Here is a 21,427-nt window from a genome sequence, read left to right on the forward strand (position 1 = left end):
CACCGGCGGTCAGGAAACCTTCTTCGCCTTCTCGATCGCTTCGGCAAGGTTCTCGAGCAGCGGCACGCACTTGTCATAAGAAAGAATCGGCTCCGGGTCACGCGCGATGACCTGCCCCGCCTTCACCGCCGGCAACTTCTTCCACGTGGCCTCGGTGATGTCCGCGGGCTGGATCGCCGAGGACCGGTTGTCCATCATGATGATGTCGGCGCCGTACTTGTCGACGTTCTCCCAGCTCAGGTTCTCGAACCAGCCGCCGCTCGCCTTCAGGGCCGAGGCGGGGGGCTCGACGAAGTTCACGCCGAGGGCCTTGAAGTACTCAAGGTCGATGGAGAGGTTCGAGCCGGAGACGTAAAAGATGTCCTGGGCGGCCGAACCGGCCAGCACCTTGATGTCGGGCTTGGCCTTGGCGGCGGCGCGCAGCCGGGCGGCGGCGTCCTCGAAGCGCTTCTTGGCGGAGGTGACCTTCTCGGCCTTCACGTCGGCGCCGAGGGACTCGGCGAGCTCCAGCATGCGCTGCAGCGGCTCGGTCAGCTGGCGGTCGTACACGGAGATGGCGACGCTCGGGGCGCCGACGGCGAGGATCTTCTTCCTGGACTCCTCGGGCACGTACCAGAGGGTGCCCGCGTCGTCGAACATCGTGGTGAGGAGCGCGTCGGGTGCGAGGGCCGCGTACTTCTCGATGTTGAACTGGCCCCACTCGTTGCCGAGGATGGTCACCTTGCTGATGTCGAGGTCCCCGGCCTGGACGTCGGCCTTGCCGTCCTTGGTCTTCGTCGGGCCGAAGACGCCCTTGACCTCGATCCCGTAGTCGTGGAGCGCGGCGGCGACACCGATGAACGCGACGATGTTCGTGGGGATCTTGTCCGCCTTCGCCGTGTCGCCGCGGTCGTCCTTGAACGACCAGGGACCGGACTTCGCCGCGGCCGTCTCCTCGCTCGAACCACTGCTCTTGGCGTCCTCGTCTCCGCAGGCGGCGAGCACGGCACCGAGACCGAGGGCACCTCCGGCGGCGAGGATGCCGCGGCGAGTCAGGTGGGTGGCACGGGCGTTGGACATGTGTGGCTGCTTTCGAACAGGGCTGGACCGCCCGTGGACAAGTTCGAAGGTAGGTTAGCCTAACCTGACCACATGTCCAGAGGGTCGTTCCGAGTGCTGGGACACCGGTAACGGCGTGTGCCCGTTTCTGTGAAGCGCCTGTGTATCGAAGGCGTGCACTGATGGGTGGCTACCCATCAGGCGCCCGGACAGTCACTTGTCTTGCGAATATGAAGGCCCGTCCGGCTCGTGGCCGAGGGGGCGGCGAGCCCCAACTCCTCTGCTCTCGACAGATGTTGGAGCAGGCCGCCATGCCTCCTGTCATGACCGGTCCTGGCCATTTCCCGGACGGCGGGGGTCGGTTTTCGGAGGGCGGGCGGGCGATTCCCGGAAAGGCGGGATCAGCCCGCCAGCCCCAGCTCCCTCGCGATCAGCATGCGCTGCACCTCGCTCGTGCCCTCGCCGATCTCCAGGATCTTGGAGTCGCGCCACATGCGGGCGACCGGGTACTCGTTCATGAAGCCGTAGCCGCCGTGGATCTGGGTGGCGTCGCGGGCGTTGTCCACGGCGACCGTCGACGAGTAGAGCTTGGCCAGGGCCGCCTCCTTCTTGAAGGGCTCGCCCGCGACGAGGCGGGAGGCGGCGTCGCGCCAGGCGAGGCGGGCCGTGTGGGCCTTCATCTCCATGTCGGCGATCTTGAACTGGATGGCCTGGTTGGCGCCGATCGGACGGCCGAAGGCGTGCCGTTCCTTCGCGTACTTCACCGACTCGTCCACGCAGCCCTGCGCCAGCCCCGTCGCCAGCGCCGAGATCGCGATGCGGCCCTCGTCGAGGATGCGCAGGAACTGGGCGTAGCCCCGGCCGAGTTCGCCGATCAGGTTCTCCGCCGGGACGCGTACGTCCGCGAAGGACAGCTCGCGGGTGTCCGAGGCGTTCCAGCCGACCTTCGAGTACGGTGCCGCGACCGTGAAGCCCGGTGTGCCCGACGGGACGATGATCGAGGAGATCAGGGGCTTGCCGTCCGGCGTGCGGCCCGTCACCGCCGTCACCGTCACCAGGCCCGTGATGTCCGTGCCCGAGTTGGTGATGAAGCACTTCGTGCCGTTGATCACCCACTCGTTCGTCGACTCGTCCAGGCGGGCTGTCGTGCGAGTGGCGCCCGCGTCGCTGCCGCCGTCCGGTTCCGTGAGGCCGAAGGCGCCCAGGACCTCGCCCGAGCACAGGCGGGGGAGCCACCGCTGTTTCTGATCCTCCGTGCCGAAGAGGTGGATCGGCATGGCGCCCAGGGACACGCCCGCTTCCAGCGTGATCGCCACCGACGAGTCCACCCGCGCCAGTTCCTCCAGCGCGATGCCCAGCGCCAGGTAGTCGCCGCCCATGCCGCCGTACTCCTCAGGGAACGGCAGCCCGAACAGCCCCATGCGGCCCATCTCGCGCACGATCTCGTACGGGAACTCGTGGCGCTCGTAGAAGTCGCCGATCTTGGGGGCCACTACGTCATGCGCGAACTCCTCGACCGTACGGCGGAGTTCTTCCAGTTCGGGTGAGAGTCGGTGGTCCATCGCGGGTCACTGCTCCTTGTGGGAGAGGGCTCGTACGGTGCGGGACGGGCTGGGTCGGCCCAGGTGGCCGGCCATCCACACGCTGGTGGCGGTGAGACGGCCGAGGTCGACCCCGGTGTCGATGCCGAGGCCCCGGAGCATCCACACGAGGTCTTCGGTGGCGAGGTTTCCGGTGGCGGACTTGGCGTACGGGCAGCCGCCCAGGCCGCCCGCCGAGGCGTCGACGGTGGTCACGCCGTGCTGGAGGGCGGCGAGGGTGTTGGCGAGCGCCTGGCCGTACGTGTCGTGGAAGTGAACGCCGAGGGCGGTCACGGGGACGCGGGCTTCGGTGAGAGCGGTGAGCAGCGCCTGGACGTGGCCCGGGGTCGCCACCCCGATCGTGTCGCCCAGGCTCAGTTCGTCGCAGCCCATGTCGACGAGTGCCTTGCACACGCGTACGACCTGGGGGATCGGGACCGGGCCCTCCCACGGATCGCCGAAGCACATCGACAGATAGCCGCGCACATGGACGTCCGCGGCCTTCGCCCGCGCCACCACCGGCTCGAACATGGCCAGCGCCTCGTCCACCGTGCGGTTCAGGTTGGCCTTCGCGAACGACTCCGTGGCGCTGGCGAAGACGGCCACGCGGCGCGCGCCCAGGGCGAGGGCGCGGTCCAGGCCGCGTTCGTTCGGGACGAGGACCGGGAGCGCCACCGGAAGGTCGCTCACCAGCGGGAACAGCTCCTCCGCGTCCGCCAGTTGGGGCACCCACCTGGGGTGGACGAAGCTGGTCGCCTCGATGGTCGTCAGGCCCGCGTCGGCGAGGCGGCGGACGAACTCCGCCTTGATCTCCGTCGGGACCGTGGACTTCTCGTTCTGCAGGCCGTCCCGCGCGCCCACCTCGTGGATGCGGACGCGGGCGGGCAGACCCGCGGCCGGTACGGCCATGGGGAGTTGCTCGGCGATCATTCCGTCACCTCCTCGTGGGGCTCGATCACGGCCAGCACCTGGTCCATGGCGACCGTCGTGCCCGGCGCGACGTCCAGTTCGGTGACCGTGCCGGCGTGTGGGGCGGAGATGACGTGCTCCATCTTCATCGCCTCGACGACCAGCAGGCTCTGCCCCGCGGTCACCGCGTCGCCGACGGCCACCTTCACGACCGTCACCGTGCCGGGCATGGGGGCGGTGAGGGAGTCGACGCCGCTCGCCCCGGCTCCGGTCAGCGAGGCGGCCACCGGGTCGTGGTCCCGTACGTGCCACGCGTCGCCGTCGCGGCCCAGCCATGTGCCTGCCGGCAGCGCGGAGAAAGTGTGGGTGACGCCGCCGAGTGAGAAGGTGAACCGGCCGTCCCGCGCCGTGCCCGTTGGCAGGCCCCCGGGCCCCAGCCGGAGCGGCTCGTCACCATCGAGCAGGAGTTCGGCCCCGCCGTCCCTCGTGCTGCGCACGCGGACGGTCACCGGCTCGTACCCGGGCACCTGCATGTGGTGGACCGTCCAGGCGGATTCGCCGCCGAGTCGCCATCCGCCCGGCACCGAGAACGGATCGACCCACTGGTCGGACCGAGGCCTGAGGGCGGCCTGCCGCAGCAGTGCCGCAGCCGCGTACACCTCGGTCGGCACCTCCGCCGCGACGAGATCCTCGACATCCCGCTCCACCAGACCCGTGTCCAACTCGCCCGCCACGACCGCCGGGTGGGCCAGCAGCCGCCGCAGGAACCCCGCGTTGGTCTGTACGCCCAGCGTCACCGTCTCCGCGAGCGCGGCCCGCAGCTTGCGGATCGCCGTGTCCCGGTCGGGCCCGTACGCGATCACCTTGGACAGCATCGGGTCGTACAGGCTCCCGACCTCGGTGCCCTCGCTGAGTCCGGAGTCGGTGCGCACGCCGGAGCCGGACGGCTCCCGCAGCATCAGCACCGTGCCGCCCGACGGCAGGAACCCGCGGGACGGGTCCTCGGCGCAGACACGGGCCTCGATCGCGTGCCCGGTGAGGGCGATGTTCTCCTGGCCGAAGGCGAGCTTCTCACCGGCCGCCACCCGCAGCTGCCACTCCACCAGGTCCAGGCCGGTCACCAGCTCGGTCACCGGGTGCTCGACCTGGAGGCGCGTGTTCATCTCCATGAAGTAGTACGAGGACGGATCGCCCCCGGGCACGATGAACTCCACCGTGCCCGCGCCCCGGTATCCGCACGAGCGCGCGGCCTGCACGGCGGCCTCGCCCATCGCGGCCCGGGTCTCCTCGTCGAGGAGCACGCTGGGCGCCTCCTCGATGATCTTCTGGTGCCGGCGCTGCAGGGAGCACTCGCGCTCGCCCAGGTGCACCACGTTCCCGTGGCCGTCGGCCAGGACCTGGATCTCGATGTGCCGTGGCCGGTCCACCCACCGCTCGACGAGGAGCGTGTCGTCGCCGAAGGAGGCGCGGGCCTCACGGCGGGCGGCGGCGATCTCGTCCTCCAGCGCGGTCAGGTCCCGTACCAGCCGCATGCCCTTGCCACCACCGCCCGCCGAGGGCTTGAGCAGCACGGGCGCGCCCAGGTCGCGGGCCGCCTCGGCCAGTTCGGGATCACGCCCGCCGGGGACGACCGGGACTCCGGCCGCCCGCACCGTCTCCTTGGCGCGGATCTTGTCGCCCATCAACGCGATGGCGTCCGCCGGGGGCCCGATGAACACCAGGCCCGCCTCGGCGCACGCGCGCGCGAAGCCGGCGTTCTCGGCGAGGAAGCCGTACCCGGGGTGGACCGCCTGGGCGCCCGTGCGGGCCGCGGCCTCCAGGAGCCGCTCGACGGAGAGATAGCTCTTGGCCGCGGGCGCCGGGCCGATCCGTACCGCCGTGTCGGCCTCCCGGACGTGCCGGGCGTCCGCGTCGGCGTCGGAGAAGACGGCCACCGAGCGCACGCCCATCGACCGCAGCGTCCGGATGACGCGGACGGCGATCTCGCCCCGGTTGGCCACAAGCACTGTGTCGAACATCGTCGTCAGGTCCCTCACATCCGGAAGACGCCGAACTGGGGCTCACCCAGCGGGGCGTTGGCGCACGCGGTCAGGGCGAGGCCCAGCACCTGCCGGGTCTCCAGCGGGTCGATCACGCCGTCGTCCCAGAGGCGGGCCGTCGCGTAGTAGGCGTTGCCCTGGCGCTCGTACTGCGCGCGGATCGGGGCCTTGAAGACATCCTCGTCCTCCGCCGGCCAGTCCTCCCCGCGCGCCTCCAACTGGTCCCGCTTGACGGTCGCGAGGACCGAGGCCGCCTGCTCGCCGCCCATCACCGAGATCTTGGCGCCGGGCCACATCCACAGGAAGCGGGGCGAGTACGCCCGGCCGCACATCGAGTAGTTGCCCGCGCCGTACGAGCCGCCGACCACCACCGTGAGCTTCGGCACGCGCGTGCAGGCCACCGCCGTCACCATCTTGGCGCCGTGCTTGGCGATGCCACCCGCCTCGTAGTCCCTGCCGACCATGAAGCCCGAGATGTTCTGCAGGAACACCAGCGGGATGCCGCGCTGGTCGCACAGCTCGATGAAGTGGGCGCCCTTCTGGGCCGACTCGGAGAACAGGATGCCGTTGTTGGCGACGATGCCGACGGGGTGGCCATGGATACGCGCGAAGCCGGTGACCAGGGTCTGCCCGAACTCCGCCTTGAACTCGGCGAACCGCGAGCCGTCCACCACGCGCGCGATGACCTCGCGGACGTCGTACGGGGTGCGGGAGTCGACCGGCACCGCGCCGTACAGCCCGAACGGGTCGACCTTCGGCTCGACGGCCGGCTCGACCTGCCAGGGCAGGGGGCCGCGCGCGGGGAGGGTGGAGACGATGGTGCGCACGATCCGCAGCGCGTGCGCGTCGTCCTCCGCGAGGTGGTCCGTGACACCCGACACGCGTGCGTGGACCTCGCCGCCGCCCAGCTCCTCGGCCGTCACGACCTCGCCGGTCGCGGCCTTCACCAGGGGCGGGCCGCCGAGGAAGATCGTGCCCTGGCCGCGCACGATCACGGCCTCGTCGCTCATCGCGGGCACGTACGCGCCGCCGGCGGTGCAGGACCCGAGGACGGCGGCGATCTGCGGGATCCCGGCGCCCGACATCCGCGCCTGGTTGTAGAAGATGCGCCCGAAGTGCTCGCGGTCGGGGAACACCTCGTCCTGCATGGGGAGGAAGGCGCCGCCGGAGTCGACGAGGTAGACGCAGGGGAGGCGGTTGTCGAGGGCGACCTCTTGCGCCCGCAGGTGCTTCTTCACCGTCATCGGGTAGTACGTGCCGCCCTTGACGGTGGCGTCGTTCGCCACGATCACGCACTCGCGTCCGCTGACGCGCCCGATCCCGGCGATGACGCCTGCGGCCGGGGCCTGCTCGTCGTACATCCCGTCGGCCGCCAGCGGGGCCAGCTCCAGGAAGGGGGAGCCGGGGTCGAGGAGCGTGTCGACGCGGTCGCGGGGCAGCAGCTTGCCGCGCGCGGTGTGGCGCGCCCGTGCCTTCTCGCCTCCGCCGAGGCGGGCGGCGGCCAGCTTGGCCCGCAGCTCCTCGCCCAGTGCGCGATGTGCGGCCTCGTTGGCCCGAAAGGCCTCCGACGCGGGGTCCGCCGCCGTCGTCAGCTCCGGTGCCTGGTCCATCGTGCGGTCCCCTCACCTTGTTAATGAGCGTTAACGCATTTCCTCCAGGTTAACGAGCGCTAACCTCCCTGTCTAGAATTGCTCCCATGGCAACGAGAACCGACGCCCCCACCCGCCGTGAGCAGATCCTCAAGGAGGCGGCCCGGCTCTTCGCGGAGCGCGGGTTCCACGGTGTCGGGGTCGACGAGATAGGGGCGGCCGTCGGGATCAGCGGCCCCGGTCTGTACCGGCACTTCCCGGGCAAGGACGCGATGCTCGCCGAGCTGCTGGTGGGGATCAGCGGGCAGTTGCTGACCGGGGCGAAGCGGAGGGTGGCCGAGGCGGCGGGGAGTTCGGGCGACGGGGGTGCGGAGGCGGTCCTCGACTCGCTCATCGAGGGGCACATCGACTTCGCGCTCGACGACCGTCCCCTCATCACCCTGCACGATCGTGAGCTGGACCGCCTCCGGGACAGTGACCGCAAGCTCGTGCGGCAGCTTCAGCGGCAGTACGTGGAGCTGTGGGTGGAGGTGGTGCGGGAGGTCTATCCGGGGCTGGCCGAGCCCGCCGCGCGCTCCGCGGTGCACTCGGTGTTCGGGCTGCTGAACTCCACACCGCATCTTGGGCGGCCGGGGGCGCTGCCCGGGCGGGAGGTCACGGCGGCGTTGTTGCATCGGATGGCGCGGGGGGCGTTCTTGGCGGCGGGTTCGCCGGCGGCGGGCTGAGCCGGGTGGGGTGGGTTGTCGGGTGCGGGTTGGGTGTGGCTGGTCGCTCCCCCACTCTCGGCTTCGCTCGAGCGGGGGGACCCCCATCGCGGCGGAGCCGCATATCGACACAGCCCCGCGCCCCTGGAAGATGCGGCGGCGGGGGCGGAACAAGGCCGGGTCTGCCCCCACCGTGACGAGCGTTACTGCAGGTGTGCTCTGGACGGGTGTTCGTACTCGCCGGTACCGTTGCTGCCTGAGCAAGCGCTTAGGCAAGTCCAAACGTACGCAGGTGGAGGTGGCGGCGGTGCGCCGTACGGTGTTCAACGAGGACCACGAGGCGTTCCGGGAGACCCTCCGGGCCTTCATCGAGGCCGAGGTCGTCCCGGTCTACGACGAGTGGCTCGCCGCCGGCCAGGCGCCGCGCGACTTCTACTACAAGCTCGCCGACCTCGGCGTCTTCGGTATCCGCGTCGACGAGGAGTACGGCGGCGCAGGCATCGACTCCTACAAGTTCGAGGCCATCCTCTACGAGGAGACCGCCCGCGCGGGCGTCACCTTCGGGGGCTCCGGGGTGCACGTCCTGCTCGGCCTGCCGTACATCAAGCTGCTCGCCACCGACGAGCAGAAGAAGCGCTTCCTGCCGAAGTTCGTCGCCGGTGAGGAGATGTGGGCGATCGCGATGACCGAGCCGGGCACCGGCTCCGACCTCGCGGGCATGAGGACCACCGCCAAGCTCTCCGAGGACGGCACGCACTACGTCCTCAACGGCGCCAAGACCTTCATCACCGGTGGCGTGCACGCCGACCGCATGATCGTCTGCGCCCGCACCTCCGCGCCCACCGCCGAGGACCGCCGTCACGGCATCTCCCTCTTCGTCGTGGACACCAAGGCCGAGGGCTACTCCGTCGGCCGCAAGCTCGACAAGCTCGGCCTGAAGACCTCCGACACCGCCGAGCTGGCGTTCGTCGACGTCAAGGTGCCCGTCGAGGACCTCCTCGGTGAGGAGAACAAGGGCTTCTACTACCTCGGCCACAACCTGGCCTCCGAGCGCTGGGGCATCGCCTACGGCGCCTACGCCCAGGCCAAGGCCGCCGTCCGGTTCGCCAAGCAGTACGTCCAGGACCGTGTCGTCTTCGGCCAGCCCGTCGCCGCCTTCCAGAACACCAAGTTCGAGCTGGCCGCCTGCCAGGCCGAGGTGGACGCCGCCGAGGCCGTCGCCGACCGCGCCACGGAGGCCCTCGACGCCGGTGAGCTGACCCCCGCCGAGGCCGCGAGCGCCAAGCTGTTCTGCACCGAGGTCGCGCACCGCGTGATCGACCGCTGCCTCCAGCTGCACGGCGGCTACGGCTTCATGAACGAGTACCCGATCGCCCGCCTGTACGCGGACAACCGCGTCAACCGCATCTATGGCGGCACCAGCGAGATCATGAAGTCGATCATCGCGAAGGACATGGGTCTCTAGGTCGCCAGGTACGCGGCCGCCACGTCGTGTGATCTTCAACCGATCTCTACTCGTGGGTAACAATCGGCGGCCCCCTGTAACAAGGGGCTGGCAGACTCACGGCATGAGTCAGGCACCACTGCAGTCTCTCCTCGATCTGCTCGACCTCGAGCAGATCGAGGAGAACATCTTCCGCGGCCAGTCCCGGGCCGGAGTCGTCCCCCGCGTCTTCGGCGGACAGGTCGCGGCCCAGGCGCTCGTCGCCGCCGGGCGGACGGTCCCCGAGGACCGCCTCGCCCACTCCCTCCACGCGTACTTCCTGCGCGTCGGGGACGCGGGCGCGCCCATCGTCTACACCGTCGACCCCATGAACGACGGCCGCTCCTTCACCACGCGCCGTGTCGTCGCGGTCCAGCACGGGCAGCCCATCTTCGCCCTGTCGGCATCCTTCCAGCGGTACGAGGAGGGGCTCGACCACCAGGCACCCATGCCGCCCGCGCCCGACCCGGCGACCCTGCCCACCGCCGAGGAGCGGCTGCCCAGCTACGGCCTTGACCCCGACATCGTCGAGAAGTTCCTGGAGGCGAGGGCCGCCGTCGATCTGCGCTACGTCGACGACCCGCCCTACGGCCGCTACGGGCAGCCTCGCGAACCGCACTCCCAGGTGTGGTTCCGCGCCAACGGCAAGCTCGACGACGACCCCCTCCTGCACGTCGTCCTCGCCACGTACGTCTCCGACATGACGCTCCTGGACTCCATCCTGCTCGCGCACGGGCGCGGCGGCTGGGCCGTGGGGGACGTCGTCGGGGCCTCGCTCGACCACGCGATGTGGTTCCACCGCCCGTTCCGGGCCGACGAGTGGCTGCTGTACGACCAGGAGTCGCCGTCCTCGTCCGGTGGACGCGGGCTCGGCCAGGGCCGTATCTACACGCGGGACGGGCAGCTGGCGATCTCGGTGATCCAGGAGGGGGTCGTACGGGTACCGCGGACAACCCCCGGGAGTGTTACTTCGCGGTGAGGCCCGCCTGGTCCAGCAGGTACGCCGTCATCGGGTCGTAGTGGCGCGGGCTCACCACGTGGTCGTCCAGGGGGACCACGACCTGCACGGTGCCCTCGGACTCGGCGAGGAACAGCGCCGGGTCGTTGCAGTCCGCGTAGCCGACGGAGTCGACGCCGTGCTGTCCCGCGTAACCGGCCCAGCCGTGGTCGGCGACCACCAGGTCGGGCAGCGGGCGGCCCTCGCGCTCCAGGCCGGTGAGGATGGCCTTCATCGGCTCACCGGAGTGGGTGTGCCACAGGGTGGCGCCGTGTTCGAGGACGGCCACGTCGGCGAACTGCACGACGTACCCCTCCTCCGTCTGCAGCCCCTCCGGGATCACCACGATCTCGCAGCCCGCGGCGCGCAGCGCGGCGGCCGTCGCGCGGTGCACGTCCAGCAGGCCGCCCGGGTGGCCGGTGGCGAACAGCACCCGCTGCTCGCCTTCCGCGGCCTTGCGCAGCCGCGCCGCCATGCGCTCCAGGGCGGCCACCGTCAGCTCGGGATCGATGGTGTCCTGCCCGTAGCGGTGCTCCGCGTCGTCGTTCACGCCCACGCGCTCCGCCATCACCGCGAGGACGTCCTGCTCGTCGGTCCATCGGTCGCCGAGTTCCAGGCCCAGCCAGTAGTGGCGGTCGGCGTTGGCCAGCTTGCGGTAGTGGGAGAGGTTGTTCTCGCGCGGCGTGGCGACGTCGCCCGCGATACGCGTCCGGACAAGGTGGTCGACGAGCGCGGCGCGGCTGGGAGTCCCGGGTATCGGCATGCCTCCCATTGTGAGGCAGACGACTGACCCGGGCCCCGACGTCCCGAACGCTGGGACGTGGGTCACTCGATGCTCACTCGTTGTTCAGTACGGCGGCGGTCGGCGGCGGTCCGGACAGCCCCGGCCAGGTCACCGCTGCCGTTCGGGCCGGGCACTCGTCCGCACGTCAGCCGTGCTGCGCGCCGCGGCTGTTTTCCTCCGTCGCCACCAGGTGGTGAGGCAGGCGACGAGCCCGATCACCGGGAGCAGAACGGCCGCCCCCCTGACGGTGCCCTCCGCGCCTACGAGCAGCATGTTGAACAGCGCCATGCCGATCGACGGATCTTCCCCCACCTCTCAACCCCCGGGATCCCTCGTACCCACCAGCTCTGCCGTTGCCCGTCCCCCGTGAGCACGGACGTCACGATCACCGTGCGTGGTTCCGCCCGGGAAGGATCAGCAAGAGGTACGGAGCGCGAACCACAACTCCATGCGTACGTCCGGGTCGTCGAGGTCCGTGCCCAGCAACGTCGCGCACCGGGCGATGCGTTGACGGACGGTGTTGCGGTGCACCGACAGAGCCACCGCCGTACGGTCCCAACTGCCGTGCAGGGAGAGCCAGGTTCGCAGGGTGTCCGTGAGCGCGGGAGTGCCCGCGACGGGCGCGAGGAGGACGCGGGCGTGGGAGGCCGCGTCCTCCTGCGGGACCAGTTCGGCCAGGCCGGGGCGTGCGGCGTGACGCGCCAGGGCCGTGCGGGTGGCCCGGGCGCGGGCCAGGGCGCGGGCGGCCTGGAGGTCGGCGGACGCCCACGCGTGCGGATCGGCGGGTGCGCTGACCCCGCAGGTCCAGCCCGGCTGAGGGGGCACTTCGCGGTCAGCCGGCACGAGGACCCGTACGACGTCGCCGCCCGCGTCCACCAGCGCGGAGCCCAGCGCCGCCCCGAGCGCGGACGCGGCCGCGGCGTCCGGCGCGGTGCCGTCTTTGGCGGGGTGGGCGTGGACGACGACCCAGGGCCCTTCACCGACGAGTGGTGCGACGTCCTCGGGGGACGCCCCCAGCAGCAACCGCACCAGCGCGGCCGACCGCGCGGCGCCCGACCCGCTCCGGTGCTCCCCGGTGAGCAGGGAGAGCAGCACGGCGGCGACGGAGGCGATGGTGTGGTCTCCGGGGTCGCGGCGCGGGGTGGCCACGCCCAGGACGAAGCCCTGACCGCCGCCGAGGGCGTAGGCCGCGAGGTGGGTGCCGTGGGCGGTGTCCGTGGCGGAGGAGGGCGTCGGACCGAGGGTGTCACCGGGTCGTACCACTGCCGACAGCTCGGCCAGCCGGTCCACGACGGCACCCTCGGCACCTCGGCCCGCAGCCGTCGGCTCCGTCCCCTCCGGCCCGTACAGCACCGCCCAGCCGCCCACCCGCTGGGCCAGTTGCCGCAGGACCGCCGGTACCGGGTCCGGGCGGGACGCCGCCGCGGCCAGGCTCTGCTGGGCCTCCGTCACCCGGCGCAGCTCCGCGTGGCGGGCCTGGGCCATCAGCTGCCAGACGGCACGGGCGACCGCCGAGAACGTGGTCCGGGGCGGGACTTCGACGAGCGGCAGCTCGTACGCGTCGCAGGCCGCGACCAGGGCGCGCGGCACCGTGTCGTGCACGGGGGCGAGGCCGAAGCCCAGCGCGGCACCGCCCGCCTCCACGATCCGGGACACGTAGTCGTCGAAATAGGTGCCCGAGCCCGCCGCCTCCGGAATGTGCACCCCGGCCGTCAGCAGCAGCTCCCCGCCCAGCAGATACGGGTACGGGTCAGCCATCTCCGAGGTGTGCGCCCAGTGGATCACCGTGTCGGGGGCCACCGGGCCTGCGATCCGGCGCAGAGCGAGGTCCTCGCGGGCCAGGAGCGCCGAGAGAGGGACGGGTGGGGTGGGAGGTACCGGTGGGGCCGGTGTGGCTGACGGGTCCGGCATGGTGGATGTTTCCTCCATTGAACCTGGGCGCGATGGATGAAACGTACACTTCAGCGCTGCTTTCCAGCCACCTAGGGTCAACCCACGGAACCGGCGTTGCGACCGCGAGAAGGCGCGAGCAGGCGCGAGAAGGGTGGACCCCTATGGCCGTCGACTACACAGTGATCGTCGTCTATCTGGCCGGCATGCTGGCGATGGGCTGGTGGGGCATGCGCCGCGCCCGGTCCAAGAGCGAGTTCCTCGTCGCAGGGCGCCGCCTCGGGCCCGCCATGTACTCGGGCACGATGGCCGCCATCGTCCTCGGCGGCGCCTCCACCATCGGCGGGGTCGGGCTCGGCTACCAGTACGGGCTGTCCGGCGCGTGGATGGTGTTCACCATCGGGCTCGGGCTCCTCGCCCTGTCCGTGTTCTTCTCCGCCCGCATCGCCCGCCTCAAGGTCTACACCGTCTCCGAGATGCTCGACCTGCGCTACGGCGGCGGCCGCGCCGGTGTGGTCTCCGGCGTGGTCATGTGGGCGTACACGCTCATGCTCGCGGTCACCTCGACCATCGCGTACGCCACGATCTTCGACGTCCTGTTCGACATGAACCGCACGCTCGCGATCGTCCTGGGCGGCTCGATCGTCGTCGCGTACTCGACGCTCGGCGGCATGTGGTCGATCACCCTCACCGACATGGTGCAGTTCGTCGTGAAGACCATCGGCGTGCTGCTTCTGCTGCTGCCCATCGCGGTCGTCAAGGCGGGCGGGTTCGGTGCGATGAGGGCCGAACTGCCGACGTCGTACTTCGACCCGCTGGGCATCGGCGGCGAGACGATCTTCACCTACGTGCTGATCTACACCTTCGGCATGCTCATCGGTCAGGACATCTGGCAGCGCGTGTTCACCGCCCGCGGTGACAGGACCGCCAGGTGGGGCGGCACGGTCGCGGGCACGTACTGCCTCGCGTACGCCCTCGCCGGAGCCGTCATCGGTACGGCGGCCAAGGTGCTGTACCCGAAACTGGGCAGCGCGGACGACGCCTTCGCGACCATCGTCAAGGACGAACTCCCCGTCGGCGTGCGCGGACTGGTGCTCGCCGCCGCCCTCGCCGCCGTGATGTCGACCTCCTCGGGCGCCCTCATCGCCTGCGCGACCGTCGCCAACAACGACATCTGGTCCCGGCTGCGCGGGCTCACGAAGGCGTCTTCCGCGGGGCGCGACGAGGACGCGCACGACGAGGTCAGGGGCAACCGCGCCTTCATCCTCGTCATGGGGATCGCCGTGATCTGTACGGCCGTCGCGCTGAACAACGTCGTCGAGGCGCTGACCGTGGCCTACAACCTCCTCGTCGGCGGGCTCCTCGTCCCCATCCTCGGCGGCCTGGTGTGGAAGCGCGGCACGGTCCACGGCGCCCTCGCCTCCGTCGCGGTCGGCGGCCTCGCGGTGATCACGCTGATGGCGACGTACGGGATCCTCGCCAACGAGCCCGTCTACTACGGGCTGTTGTTGTCGCTGGCCGCGTACCTGATCGTCTCGGTCGCCACCCCGGCCACCGACGAGGCCGTGCTCGCCGCGTGGCGCGAACGGCTCGCCGGACGGGCGCCCGAACCCGTGTCCGAGCCGGTCCCGGCACACCAGTAAAGTCATATCCAGTAGTACAAGCAGTACAAGCAGTACAAGTAGTGCATACGTGATGAAGCGTATGCAGGAAGGTAGTTCCGCATGAGCAGCACCGAGACGCCCCGGGGCCCCGTCGACTCGTCCCGCGTCCCGCGGTACGCCGGGCCCGCGACCTTCGCCCGGCTGCCCCGGCTCGACGAGGTCGGCGGACGCGCCGACATCGCCGTCGTGGGTGTGCCGTTCGACTCGGGCGTCTCGTACCGGCCGGGCGCCCGCTTCGGCGGCAACGCGATCCGCGAGGCGTCCCGGCTCCTGCGCCCCTACAACCCCGCGCAGGACGCGTCCCCGTTCGCGCTGGCGCAGATCGCGGACGGCGGGGACATCGCCGTCAACCCGTTCGACATCAACGAGGCCGTGGAGACGATCGAGGCGGCGGCCGACGAACTGCTGGGCACGGGCGCGCGCCTCATGACCCTGGGCGGCGACCACACCATCGCGCTGCCGCTGCTGCGCTCGGTCGCCAAGAAGCACGGCCCCGTGGCGCTGCTCCACTTCGACGCCCACCTCGACACCTGGGACACCTACTTCGGCGCCGAGTACACGCACGGAACCCCGTTCCGGCGCGCGGTGGAGGAGGGCATCCTCGACACGGAGGCGCTCTCGCACGTCGGCACGCGCGGGCCGCTGTACGGCAAGCAGGACCTGGACGACGACGCCAAGATGGGCTTCGGCATCGTGACGTCGGCGGACGTGATGCGACGGGGCGTGGACGAGGTCGCCGACCAGCTCCGCCAGCGGATCGGCGACCGCCCGCTCTACATATCCATCGACATCGACTGCCTCGACCCGGCCCACGCGCCCGGCACCGGCACGCCCGAGGCCGGCGGCATGACCTCCCGCGAGCTCCTGGAGATCCTGCGCGGCCTGGCCTCCTGCAACCTGGTCTCCGCCGACGTCGTCGAGGTGGCGCCCGCGTACGATCACGCCGAGATCACGTCGGTGGCCGCGTCCCACACGGCGTACGAACTGACCACGATCATGTCCCGTCAGATTGCCGAGGCTCGCTCGAAGTGACCCACGACCACGACCTGGTGCTCCGCCCCACCGCCGCCCAGACGGAGGCCGCACTGAACCCTCCACCCGGCCGCAATGGCGGAGACCTGGTCGTGGAGACGCTGACCGGGCTCGGCGCGACGACCGTCTTCGGCCTGCCCGGCCAGCACGCGCTGGGCATGTTCGACGCGCTGCGCCGCTCGGACCTCCGGTACATCGGCCTGCGGGTGGAGAACAACGCCGGCTTCGCCGCCGACGCGTACGGCCGGATCACCGGCGAGGCGGCCCCGCTGCTGCTGTCGACGGGCCCGGGCGCGCTGACGTCGCTCGCCGCGCTCCAGGAGGCGGCCTCGGCCTCCGCCCCCGTGCTCGCGATCAGCAGCCAGATCCCGACGGCCGGTCTGGGCGGCGGACGCCACGGCTACCTGCACGAACTCCCCGACCAGTCGGCGTCGTTCCGGGGCGTGGTCAAGTCGGTCCACACCGTCCGCACCCAGTCCCAGATCCCCTCCGCGATCGCGGCGGCCTGGAAGTCGGCGCTCACGGCCCCGCACGGCCCGGTGTGGGTGGAGATCCCGCAGGACGTCCTGCTCGCCGAGACACCGCTCCCGGTGGTGACGGGCGTGGACGCGACCCCGGAGGACCTGCCCCCGCGCCCCGAACTGACGGCGGTGGCGGCGGACCTGCTGTCGCGTGCCGCCCGCCCGGCGATCATCGCGGGCGGGGGAGTCGTACGGTCGGACGCGTCGGGCAAGCTGAGGCAGCTGGCCGAGAAGGTGAACGCCCCCGTGGTCACCACCTTCGGCGGCAAGGGCGCCTTCCCCTGGACGCACCCCCTCTCCCTCCAGTCCTGGCTGGAGGACCGGCACACCACGGACTTCCTGGAGGACGCGGACGTCCTGCTCGTGGTCGGCTCGGGTCTCGGCGAACTGTCCTCCAACTACCACACGTTCAAGCCGCGCGGCCGTGTCGTCCAGATCGAGGCCGACCTGGGCAAGCTGGAGTCCAACCACCCGGCGCTCGGCATCCACGCGGACGCGCGCCTCGCCCTGCAGGCGCTGCTGGAGACGGTGGAGCCGCGCGAGGACACCACGGCGCCGGAACGGGTGCGGGCGGTTCTCGACCGGGTGCGCGCACGCATCGAAGCGCAGCAACTCACCCTGGAACAGGACCTGTTGGCGTCTGTCCGCCGGGCCCTCCCGTCCCGCGCGCCCTCCTTCTGGGACATGACGATCCTGTCGTACTGGGCGTGGTCGGCCTTCGACGCCAAGGGCCCCAACACCCTGCACTCCGCCCAGGGCGCCGGCGGCCTCGGCTACGCCTTCCCGGCGGCCCTCGGCGCGGCGGCGGCCGACCAGACCCACCCCGTCCTCGCGGTGTCCGGCGACGGCGGCGCCCTGTACTCGATCGCCGAACTCGCCACGGCACGGCAGTACGACCTGAACGTCACCTGGCTGATCGTCGACGACGGCGGCTACGGCATCCTGCGTGAGTACATGACGGACGCCTTCGGCGAGGCGACGGGTACGGAACTGGCCCGCCCGGACTTCGTGGCGCTGGCGCAGTCGTTCGGGGTGCAGGGCGTCAGGACGACCCCCGAGAACCTGGAACAGGACCTGGCGAAGGCTCTCGCCACGCCAGGCCCGTCCGTGGTCGTCCTCCCCGCGCTGCTGCGCATGTTCGCGCCGACGCACCTGGAGGGCGGCGCGGCCGGCGTCAGCTGACGTCCGACGGGTCCAGGCGGTAGAGCGACGACTGGTTCGACTGGGACGAGGAGGATGAGGAGGATGAGGAGTCCGCCGTCGTGCTCTCGCCGTACTCGCTCGCCTTCACCGCCGTGCCGTGCTTCTGCACCCAGGCCGTGACCTCGGAGCTGAGGTTGTCGCCGCCGCCGGGGCCGCCGCCCATGCCCCCGCCGAGCTGGATGTAGTGGAGCTCGCCCTTCTTGACGAGTTCCTTGAGCTTGGCGAGGGTCATGGCCTTGTCGGAGCCGGTCCAGCCCCACATGGAGATGACGGGTTGGCCGCTGCTCACGATGAGTTGCGCGGCGCCCTGGGAGTTGGAGACGGCGAGGAGCCACGTGGCGCCGTCGCGGTGCTTCTCGAGGTAGGCGATCAGTTCGGTGCTCGCGCCGCCGCCGGGGCCGCCGAAGCCTCCGCCGCCCATGCCGCCGCGCTGACCGTTCGCCTGGCCACCCGTTTGTCCGTCCGTTTGTCCGTCCGTTGGTCCGCCAGGCTGCTCGCCGGTGCCGTTCGGGGGTGTGCCCGTGCCGCCGTTGCCCTGCTGGCCGCCGGGGAAGGAGCCGTTCGTGCCGCCCTCCGGGGCACCGCTGGGCGCGCCGTTCGGGGGTGTGCCCTGCTGGCCGCCGCCCTGTTGCTGCCCGCCGCCCTGCTGCCCGTTGCCCTGGGCGTTCTGGCCGCTCGGGCCACCCTGGCCGCCGCCCGGGAGGCCGCCGCCCGTGCGACCGCCGCCCCCGCCGCCGGGCCCGCCCATGCCTGAGCCCGTGGACGGCCCGGCCGTCGGGTTCGTACCGCCCATGCCTCCGGCCGAGCCCGAGGGCACCGAGGCCGCGTACGCCGCCGGTCCCGCGACCGACGCGACGACCGCCGCCGTCACCGAGGCCGCCAGCAGTCGCACCCGGCGACCGGAGCGGAAGAGAAGCAGGCCCGCGATCGCCAGTGCCATGACCAGCGCGATCGCCGGCCACAGCCAGGTGTTCCAGCCGGAGGCCCGCCGCAGCAGGACGATCGCCCAGACACCGGTCACCGCGAACGCGACCGGCAGCACCCACACCCACCGCCTGTCCGCGCGGAACGCGCGCAGCAGCATCGCCCCGCCCCCGCCGCACAGCGCCGCGATGCCGGGCGCCAGCGCGGTCGTGTAGTACGGGTGCATCGTGCCCTCGGCGAGGCTGAACGTGAGGTAGTGCAGGGCCGTCCAGCCTCCCCACATCACCAGCGCGGCGCGCGTGATGTCCGTACGCGGGGCGCGGCCGCACAGCACCAGGCCGCCGGTCAGGGCGATCGCCGAGAAGGGCAGCAGCCAGGAGATCTGGCCGCCCAGGATGTCGTTGAACATCCGGCCGATGCCGGCGGTCCCGGAGAAGCCTCCGCCTCCGCCCCCACCGCCTCCGCCGTTGCCCTCACCGCCGAGAACGCGACCCAGGCCGTTGTAGCCCATGATCAGGTTCCAGGCCGTACCGTCCGTCGAGCCGCCGATGTACGGGCGGTCCGAGGCGGGCACGAGGGACACCGCCGCCGCCCACCAGAAGCTGGACACCGCCAGCGCCACGCCCGCGAGCAGCAGGTTCACGATCCGCTTCACCAGGCCCAGGTTCGCCGCGTACAGGTACACGGCGAAGACGGCCGGCAGCGCGATGTAGCCCTGGAGCATCTTCGTGTTGAAGGCGAGTCCGAAGCACACCGCCGAGCCGAGCAGCGGCAGCAGCCGGCCGTCCCGCGTCGCGCGCAGGGCGAGGGCCGCGCCCGCCACCATCAGGAAGACGAGCAGCGTGTCGGGGTTGTTGTCGCGGTTGATGGCGACCGTGATCGGGGTCAGCGCGAGGACGAGGGCGGCGACGGCCGCCGCGCCGTGGCCCCACACCCGCTTCACGGACGAGTGCAGGATCCAGAGGGTCGCGAGCGCGGACGCGATCAGCGGCGCCATCATCTGCCAGGTGCCGTAGCCGAAGACCCGGCAGGACAGACCCATGACCATCAGGACGAAGGGCGGCTTGTCGACGGTGAGGAAGTTGCCCGCGTCCAGTGACCCGAAGAACCACGCCTTCCAGCTCTGCGTGCCGCTCAGCACGGCGGCACTGTAGAAGCTGTTGAGGCCGCCCGAGGAGAGGTTCCAGGAGTACAGCGCCGCCGCCAGGATCATGATCGCGGCCAGGGCGGGGAGCGACCAGCGCGGTGCCGTCGCCGGCGGTGCCGTGGTGGGCGGGTGCGCGGGCGGTTGCGGTGCCGGTGCCGGTGGGCCGGGAGGCATGGACGCGCGGGCGTGTGGGTCAGTGGCAGATGTCACCAGGGCACCATGCGGCGGCGGGTTGGGCGCGCACTGTGGCGGTCCTGGCAGGCGGCTGTGAATTCACACAGGGACGGGTAACGGGCCGTACAACCCTTCCCCAAGGGGTGCGTGCTTTCCCATGGGTGTGGGAGGTGTACGGCCCGTACCGTCACTCTGTTCCGCCGGTCAGCGCAGGCTGGACCCGAACAGCGCGTCCGTGGCGGGCGCGGACAGGTCGTCGGGGCCGAAGGCGATGGCGGACGTCGTGGTCAGACCGGTGGACGTGCCGCGCAGCGACCAGACGGCGCCGTTGTCGCTGTTCTCGGCGGTGGACGCGACGGCGATGTCGCGGTGGCCGTCGCCGTTGACGTCGAGGAGCGCGGTGGTGATGCCGAACTTGTCACCCGTCTCCGCGACTCCGGGCACCCCGGCGGTGTTCTGGTTGAACACCTGGCTGCCGGTGCCGGTGAAGCCGGAGGCGCTGCCGTGCAGCAGGGCGAACGAACCGGCGTCGGTGAGACCGCTGAAGTCCTCACCGGGGATGCCGAGCGCGATGTCGGCGTAGCCGTCGCCGTTCACGTCGTCCACGGAGACCGCCGCGCCGAGGCCGTCGCCCTCCTCCTCCGCGCCGTAGAAGCCCGGCAGGCTCTGGTCGAAGGACTTGGTGTTGGACAGACCGGAGGCCGAGCCGTAGGCCACGCGGACCTTGCCGCTCCAGCTGTCGCCGCCGACCACGACGTCGTCGTAGCCGTCGCCGTTCACGTCACCCACGTCGGTGCCCGGAATCCCGCTGTCCGCGGTGTCGCCGGGGGCCCGCTCGGTGGTGAAGCCGGACGCGCCGCCGTACAGCAGCCGGTTGCCCCAGGTGCCGTCGCCGGTGTAGGTCCACTGGACGATGTCGTCCTTGCCGTCGCCGTTGATGTCGCCGACGTGACCGTTGCGGACGGGCCCGGTGATCGAGTCGCCGTCCTCCTCGCACCCGCTGCCCGTGGCGCAGGAGGCGTCGTCCTCGTCCCAGCCCCACCACTCGGACTTGTCGAGGATGTTGAGCACCGAGGCGGGCGTGCCGCTCCGGGAGATCGGGCCCTTCCACAGGGCGGCCGGGGCGCCGGCGGGCTCGTCGCCGCCGACGGACTGGGCGGAGAACAGCGCGAGGTCGGTCTTGCCGTCCCCGTCGAAGTCACCGGCCTGCGGGGCGGCGCCGTACCCGGCGACGTTCGTGCCGCCGGTGAGCCCGGAGGCGGAGCCCCACATCACGACGGAGCCCGCGGTGCCGCCCGCGATCACGAGGTCGCCGTAGCCGTCGCCGTCGAGGTCACCCTTGGTGAAGGTCAGCCCGAAGCGCTGGTTGGCGGTGGCGGAGCCGGGTATCCCGCTGGTCGACCGGCTCACGATCTTCTTGTTCGACGTGGACAGCCCGCTCGCCGAGCCGTACGTGATGGCCACATAGCCGGCTTTCGCCTTGTCGGACACCGTGGCGTTCGGCGCCCCGATGACGAGGTCGGCGTAGCCGTCGCCGTTGAAGTCGTCCTGGACCTCCACCGACGGGGCGGGGGCGGCCATGGCCGGGGCTCCGGTGAGGGCCCAGGCGCTGAGCCCTCCGGCGACCAGCACCGCGGCGGCCAACGGCGAGCCCAGCCGTGCGGTACGGATCCTGCGTCCTGCTCGGGACATACAACTGCCTTTCGAGTCGGTCGTGTTCACCGCGGCACGCGCCGCGCGCCGCGCCCC

16 protein-coding genes are annotated in these 21,427 nt (G+C 71.4%); 6 read left to right on the forward strand and 10 right to left on the reverse strand.

The annotated features are described in order from the left end of the window. Positions 1–9: 9 nt before the first annotated feature. The 5 genes from AB0959_RS34180 to AB0959_RS34200 all read right to left on the reverse strand — a co-directional run bounded on the left by AB0959_RS34180 (position 10) and on the right by AB0959_RS34200 (position 7,176). The gene (locus AB0959_RS34180; protein ID WP_366830597.1) at positions 10–1,059 is read right to left on the reverse strand and encodes an ABC transporter substrate-binding protein; all 1,050 of its coding nucleotides are present in this window, start codon (positions 1,057–1,059) and stop codon (positions 10–12) included. 380 nt (positions 1,060–1,439) lie between these two features. After that, positions 1,440–2,600 carry an acyl-CoA dehydrogenase family protein gene (locus AB0959_RS34185; protein WP_366830598.1) on the reverse strand — a complete coding sequence of 387 codons (1,161 nt, stop codon included), beginning with the start codon at positions 2,598–2,600 and terminating at the stop codon, positions 1,440–1,442. 6 nt (positions 2,601–2,606) lie between these two features. Continuing rightward, on the reverse strand, positions 2,607–3,548 hold the full coding sequence (locus AB0959_RS34190; RefSeq protein ID WP_366830599.1) for a hydroxymethylglutaryl-CoA lyase: 942 nt from the start codon (positions 3,546–3,548) through the stop codon (positions 2,607–2,609). Next, positions 3,545–5,545 carry an acetyl/propionyl/methylcrotonyl-CoA carboxylase subunit alpha gene (locus AB0959_RS34195; protein WP_366830600.1) on the reverse strand — a complete coding sequence of 667 codons (2,001 nt, stop codon included), beginning with the start codon at positions 5,543–5,545 and terminating at the stop codon, positions 3,545–3,547. Before AB0959_RS34195 ends, AB0959_RS34190 begins: the two co-directional genes overlap by 4 nt. Before the next feature lie 14 nt (positions 5,546–5,559). Next, on the reverse strand, positions 5,560–7,176 hold the full coding sequence (locus AB0959_RS34200) for a carboxyl transferase domain-containing protein (RefSeq protein WP_366830601.1): 1,617 nt from the start codon (positions 7,174–7,176) through the stop codon (positions 5,560–5,562). Positions 7,177–7,262: 86 nt separating this feature from the next. On the opposite strand from AB0959_RS34200, the gene AB0959_RS34205 reads away from it, so the two are divergent. From AB0959_RS34205 to AB0959_RS34215, 3 genes are all read left to right on the forward strand, one after another. Next, positions 7,263–7,880 (forward strand): TetR/AcrR family transcriptional regulator, encoded by a 618-nt coding sequence (locus tag AB0959_RS34205; RefSeq protein WP_366830602.1) that lies wholly within the window; start codon positions 7,263–7,265, stop codon positions 7,878–7,880. Between the two features lie 286 nt (positions 7,881–8,166). After that, a complete protein-coding gene (locus AB0959_RS34210) occupies positions 8,167–9,324 on the forward strand; it encodes an acyl-CoA dehydrogenase family protein (RefSeq protein WP_366830603.1) in 1,158 nt (385 codons plus the stop codon). A 103-nt stretch (positions 9,325–9,427) separates the two neighbouring features. Beyond that, positions 9,428–10,321: an acyl-CoA thioesterase II gene (locus AB0959_RS34215; protein WP_366830604.1), complete on the forward strand. Its 894-nt coding sequence runs from the start codon at positions 9,428–9,430 to the stop codon at positions 10,319–10,321. On the opposite strand, the gene AB0959_RS34220 is transcribed toward AB0959_RS34215, so the two are convergent. The 3 genes from AB0959_RS34220 to AB0959_RS34230 form a co-directional block, all read right to left on the reverse strand. Continuing rightward, positions 10,308–11,102, reverse strand: a complete 795-nt coding sequence (locus tag AB0959_RS34220; RefSeq protein ID WP_366830605.1) for a phosphatase — start codon at positions 11,100–11,102, stop codon at positions 10,308–10,310. The two genes, AB0959_RS34215 and AB0959_RS34220, sit on opposite strands and share 14 nt — an antisense overlap. A 129-nt stretch (positions 11,103–11,231) precedes the next feature. Continuing rightward, on the reverse strand, positions 11,232–11,435 hold the full coding sequence (locus AB0959_RS34225; RefSeq protein ID WP_366830606.1) for a hypothetical protein: 204 nt from the start codon (positions 11,433–11,435) through the stop codon (positions 11,232–11,234). Between the two features lie 102 nt (positions 11,436–11,537). After that, positions 11,538–13,052 carry a PucR family transcriptional regulator gene (locus AB0959_RS34230; RefSeq protein WP_366830607.1) on the reverse strand — a complete coding sequence of 505 codons (1,515 nt, stop codon included), beginning with the start codon at positions 13,050–13,052 and terminating at the stop codon, positions 11,538–11,540. A 125-nt stretch (positions 13,053–13,177) separates the two neighbouring features. Here AB0959_RS34230 and AB0959_RS34235 point away from each other — a divergent pair, with 125 nt between their 5' ends. From AB0959_RS34235 to AB0959_RS34245, 3 genes are all read left to right on the forward strand, one after another. Beyond that, a complete protein-coding gene (locus AB0959_RS34235; protein ID WP_366830608.1) occupies positions 13,178–14,656 on the forward strand; it encodes a sodium:solute symporter in 1,479 nt (492 codons plus the stop codon). An 81-nt stretch (positions 14,657–14,737) separates the two neighbouring features. Continuing rightward, the gene (speB, locus tag AB0959_RS34240; RefSeq protein WP_366830609.1) at positions 14,738–15,709 is read left to right on the forward strand and encodes an agmatinase; all 972 of its coding nucleotides are present in this window, start codon (positions 14,738–14,740) and stop codon (positions 15,707–15,709) included. After that, positions 15,706–17,412 (forward strand): thiamine pyrophosphate-binding protein, encoded by a 1,707-nt coding sequence (locus AB0959_RS34245; protein ID WP_366830610.1) that lies wholly within the window; start codon positions 15,706–15,708, stop codon positions 17,410–17,412. Before speB ends, AB0959_RS34245 begins: the two co-directional genes overlap by 4 nt. Here the strand turns inward: AB0959_RS34245 and AB0959_RS34250 are convergent. Both AB0959_RS34250 and AB0959_RS34255 read right to left on the reverse strand, forming a co-directional pair. Further along, positions 17,405–19,678 (reverse strand): glycosyltransferase family 39 protein, encoded by a 2,274-nt coding sequence (locus tag AB0959_RS34250; RefSeq protein ID WP_366830677.1) that lies wholly within the window; start codon positions 19,676–19,678, stop codon positions 17,405–17,407. The two genes, AB0959_RS34245 and AB0959_RS34250, sit on opposite strands and share 8 nt — an antisense overlap. A 204-nt stretch (positions 19,679–19,882) precedes the next feature. Further along, on the reverse strand, positions 19,883–21,370 hold the full coding sequence (locus AB0959_RS34255; protein ID WP_366830611.1) for an FG-GAP-like repeat-containing protein: 1,488 nt from the start codon (positions 21,368–21,370) through the stop codon (positions 19,883–19,885). Positions 21,371–21,427: the final 57 nt, after the last annotated feature.

The organism is Streptomyces sp. NPDC046862 (assembly GCF_040704615.1).
Classification (GTDB): domain Bacteria; phylum Actinomycetota; class Actinomycetes; order Streptomycetales; family Streptomycetaceae; genus Streptomyces.

Excerpts from the sequence above, each read along its gene's own strand:
- AB0959_RS34215 (WP_366830604.1), top strand. The coding sequence starts at position 9,428 with ATGAGTCAGGCACCACTGCAGTCTCTCCTCGATCTGCTCGACCTCGAG.
- AB0959_RS34190 (WP_366830599.1), bottom strand. The coding sequence starts at position 3,548 with ATGATCGCCGAGCAACTCCCCATGGCCGTACCGGCCGCGGGTCTGCCC.
- AB0959_RS34235 (WP_366830608.1), top strand. The coding sequence starts at position 13,178 with ATGGCCGTCGACTACACAGTGATCGTCGTCTATCTGGCCGGCATGCTG.
- speB (WP_366830609.1), top strand. The coding sequence starts at position 14,738 with ATGAGCAGCACCGAGACGCCCCGGGGCCCCGTCGACTCGTCCCGCGTC.
- AB0959_RS34205 (WP_366830602.1), top strand. The coding sequence starts at position 7,263 with ATGGCAACGAGAACCGACGCCCCCACCCGCCGTGAGCAGATCCTCAAG.
- AB0959_RS34180 (WP_366830597.1), bottom strand. The coding sequence starts at position 1,059 with ATGTCCAACGCCCGTGCCACCCACCTGACTCGCCGCGGCATCCTCGCC.
- AB0959_RS34220 (WP_366830605.1), bottom strand. The coding sequence starts at position 11,102 with ATGCCGATACCCGGGACTCCCAGCCGCGCCGCGCTCGTCGACCACCTT.
- AB0959_RS34230 (WP_366830607.1), bottom strand. The coding sequence starts at position 13,052 with ATGGAGGAAACATCCACCATGCCGGACCCGTCAGCCACACCGGCCCCA.
- AB0959_RS34195 (WP_366830600.1), bottom strand. The coding sequence starts at position 5,545 with ATGTTCGACACAGTGCTTGTGGCCAACCGGGGCGAGATCGCCGTCCGC.
- AB0959_RS34200 (WP_366830601.1), bottom strand. The coding sequence starts at position 7,176 with ATGGACCAGGCACCGGAGCTGACGACGGCGGCGGACCCCGCGTCGGAG.
- AB0959_RS34250 (WP_366830677.1), bottom strand. The coding sequence starts at position 19,678 with ATGCCTCCCGGCCCACCGGCACCGGCACCGCAACCGCCCGCGCACCCG.
- AB0959_RS34185 (WP_366830598.1), bottom strand. The coding sequence starts at position 2,600 with ATGGACCACCGACTCTCACCCGAACTGGAAGAACTCCGCCGTACGGTC.
- AB0959_RS34255 (WP_366830611.1), bottom strand. The coding sequence starts at position 21,370 with ATGTCCCGAGCAGGACGCAGGATCCGTACCGCACGGCTGGGCTCGCCG.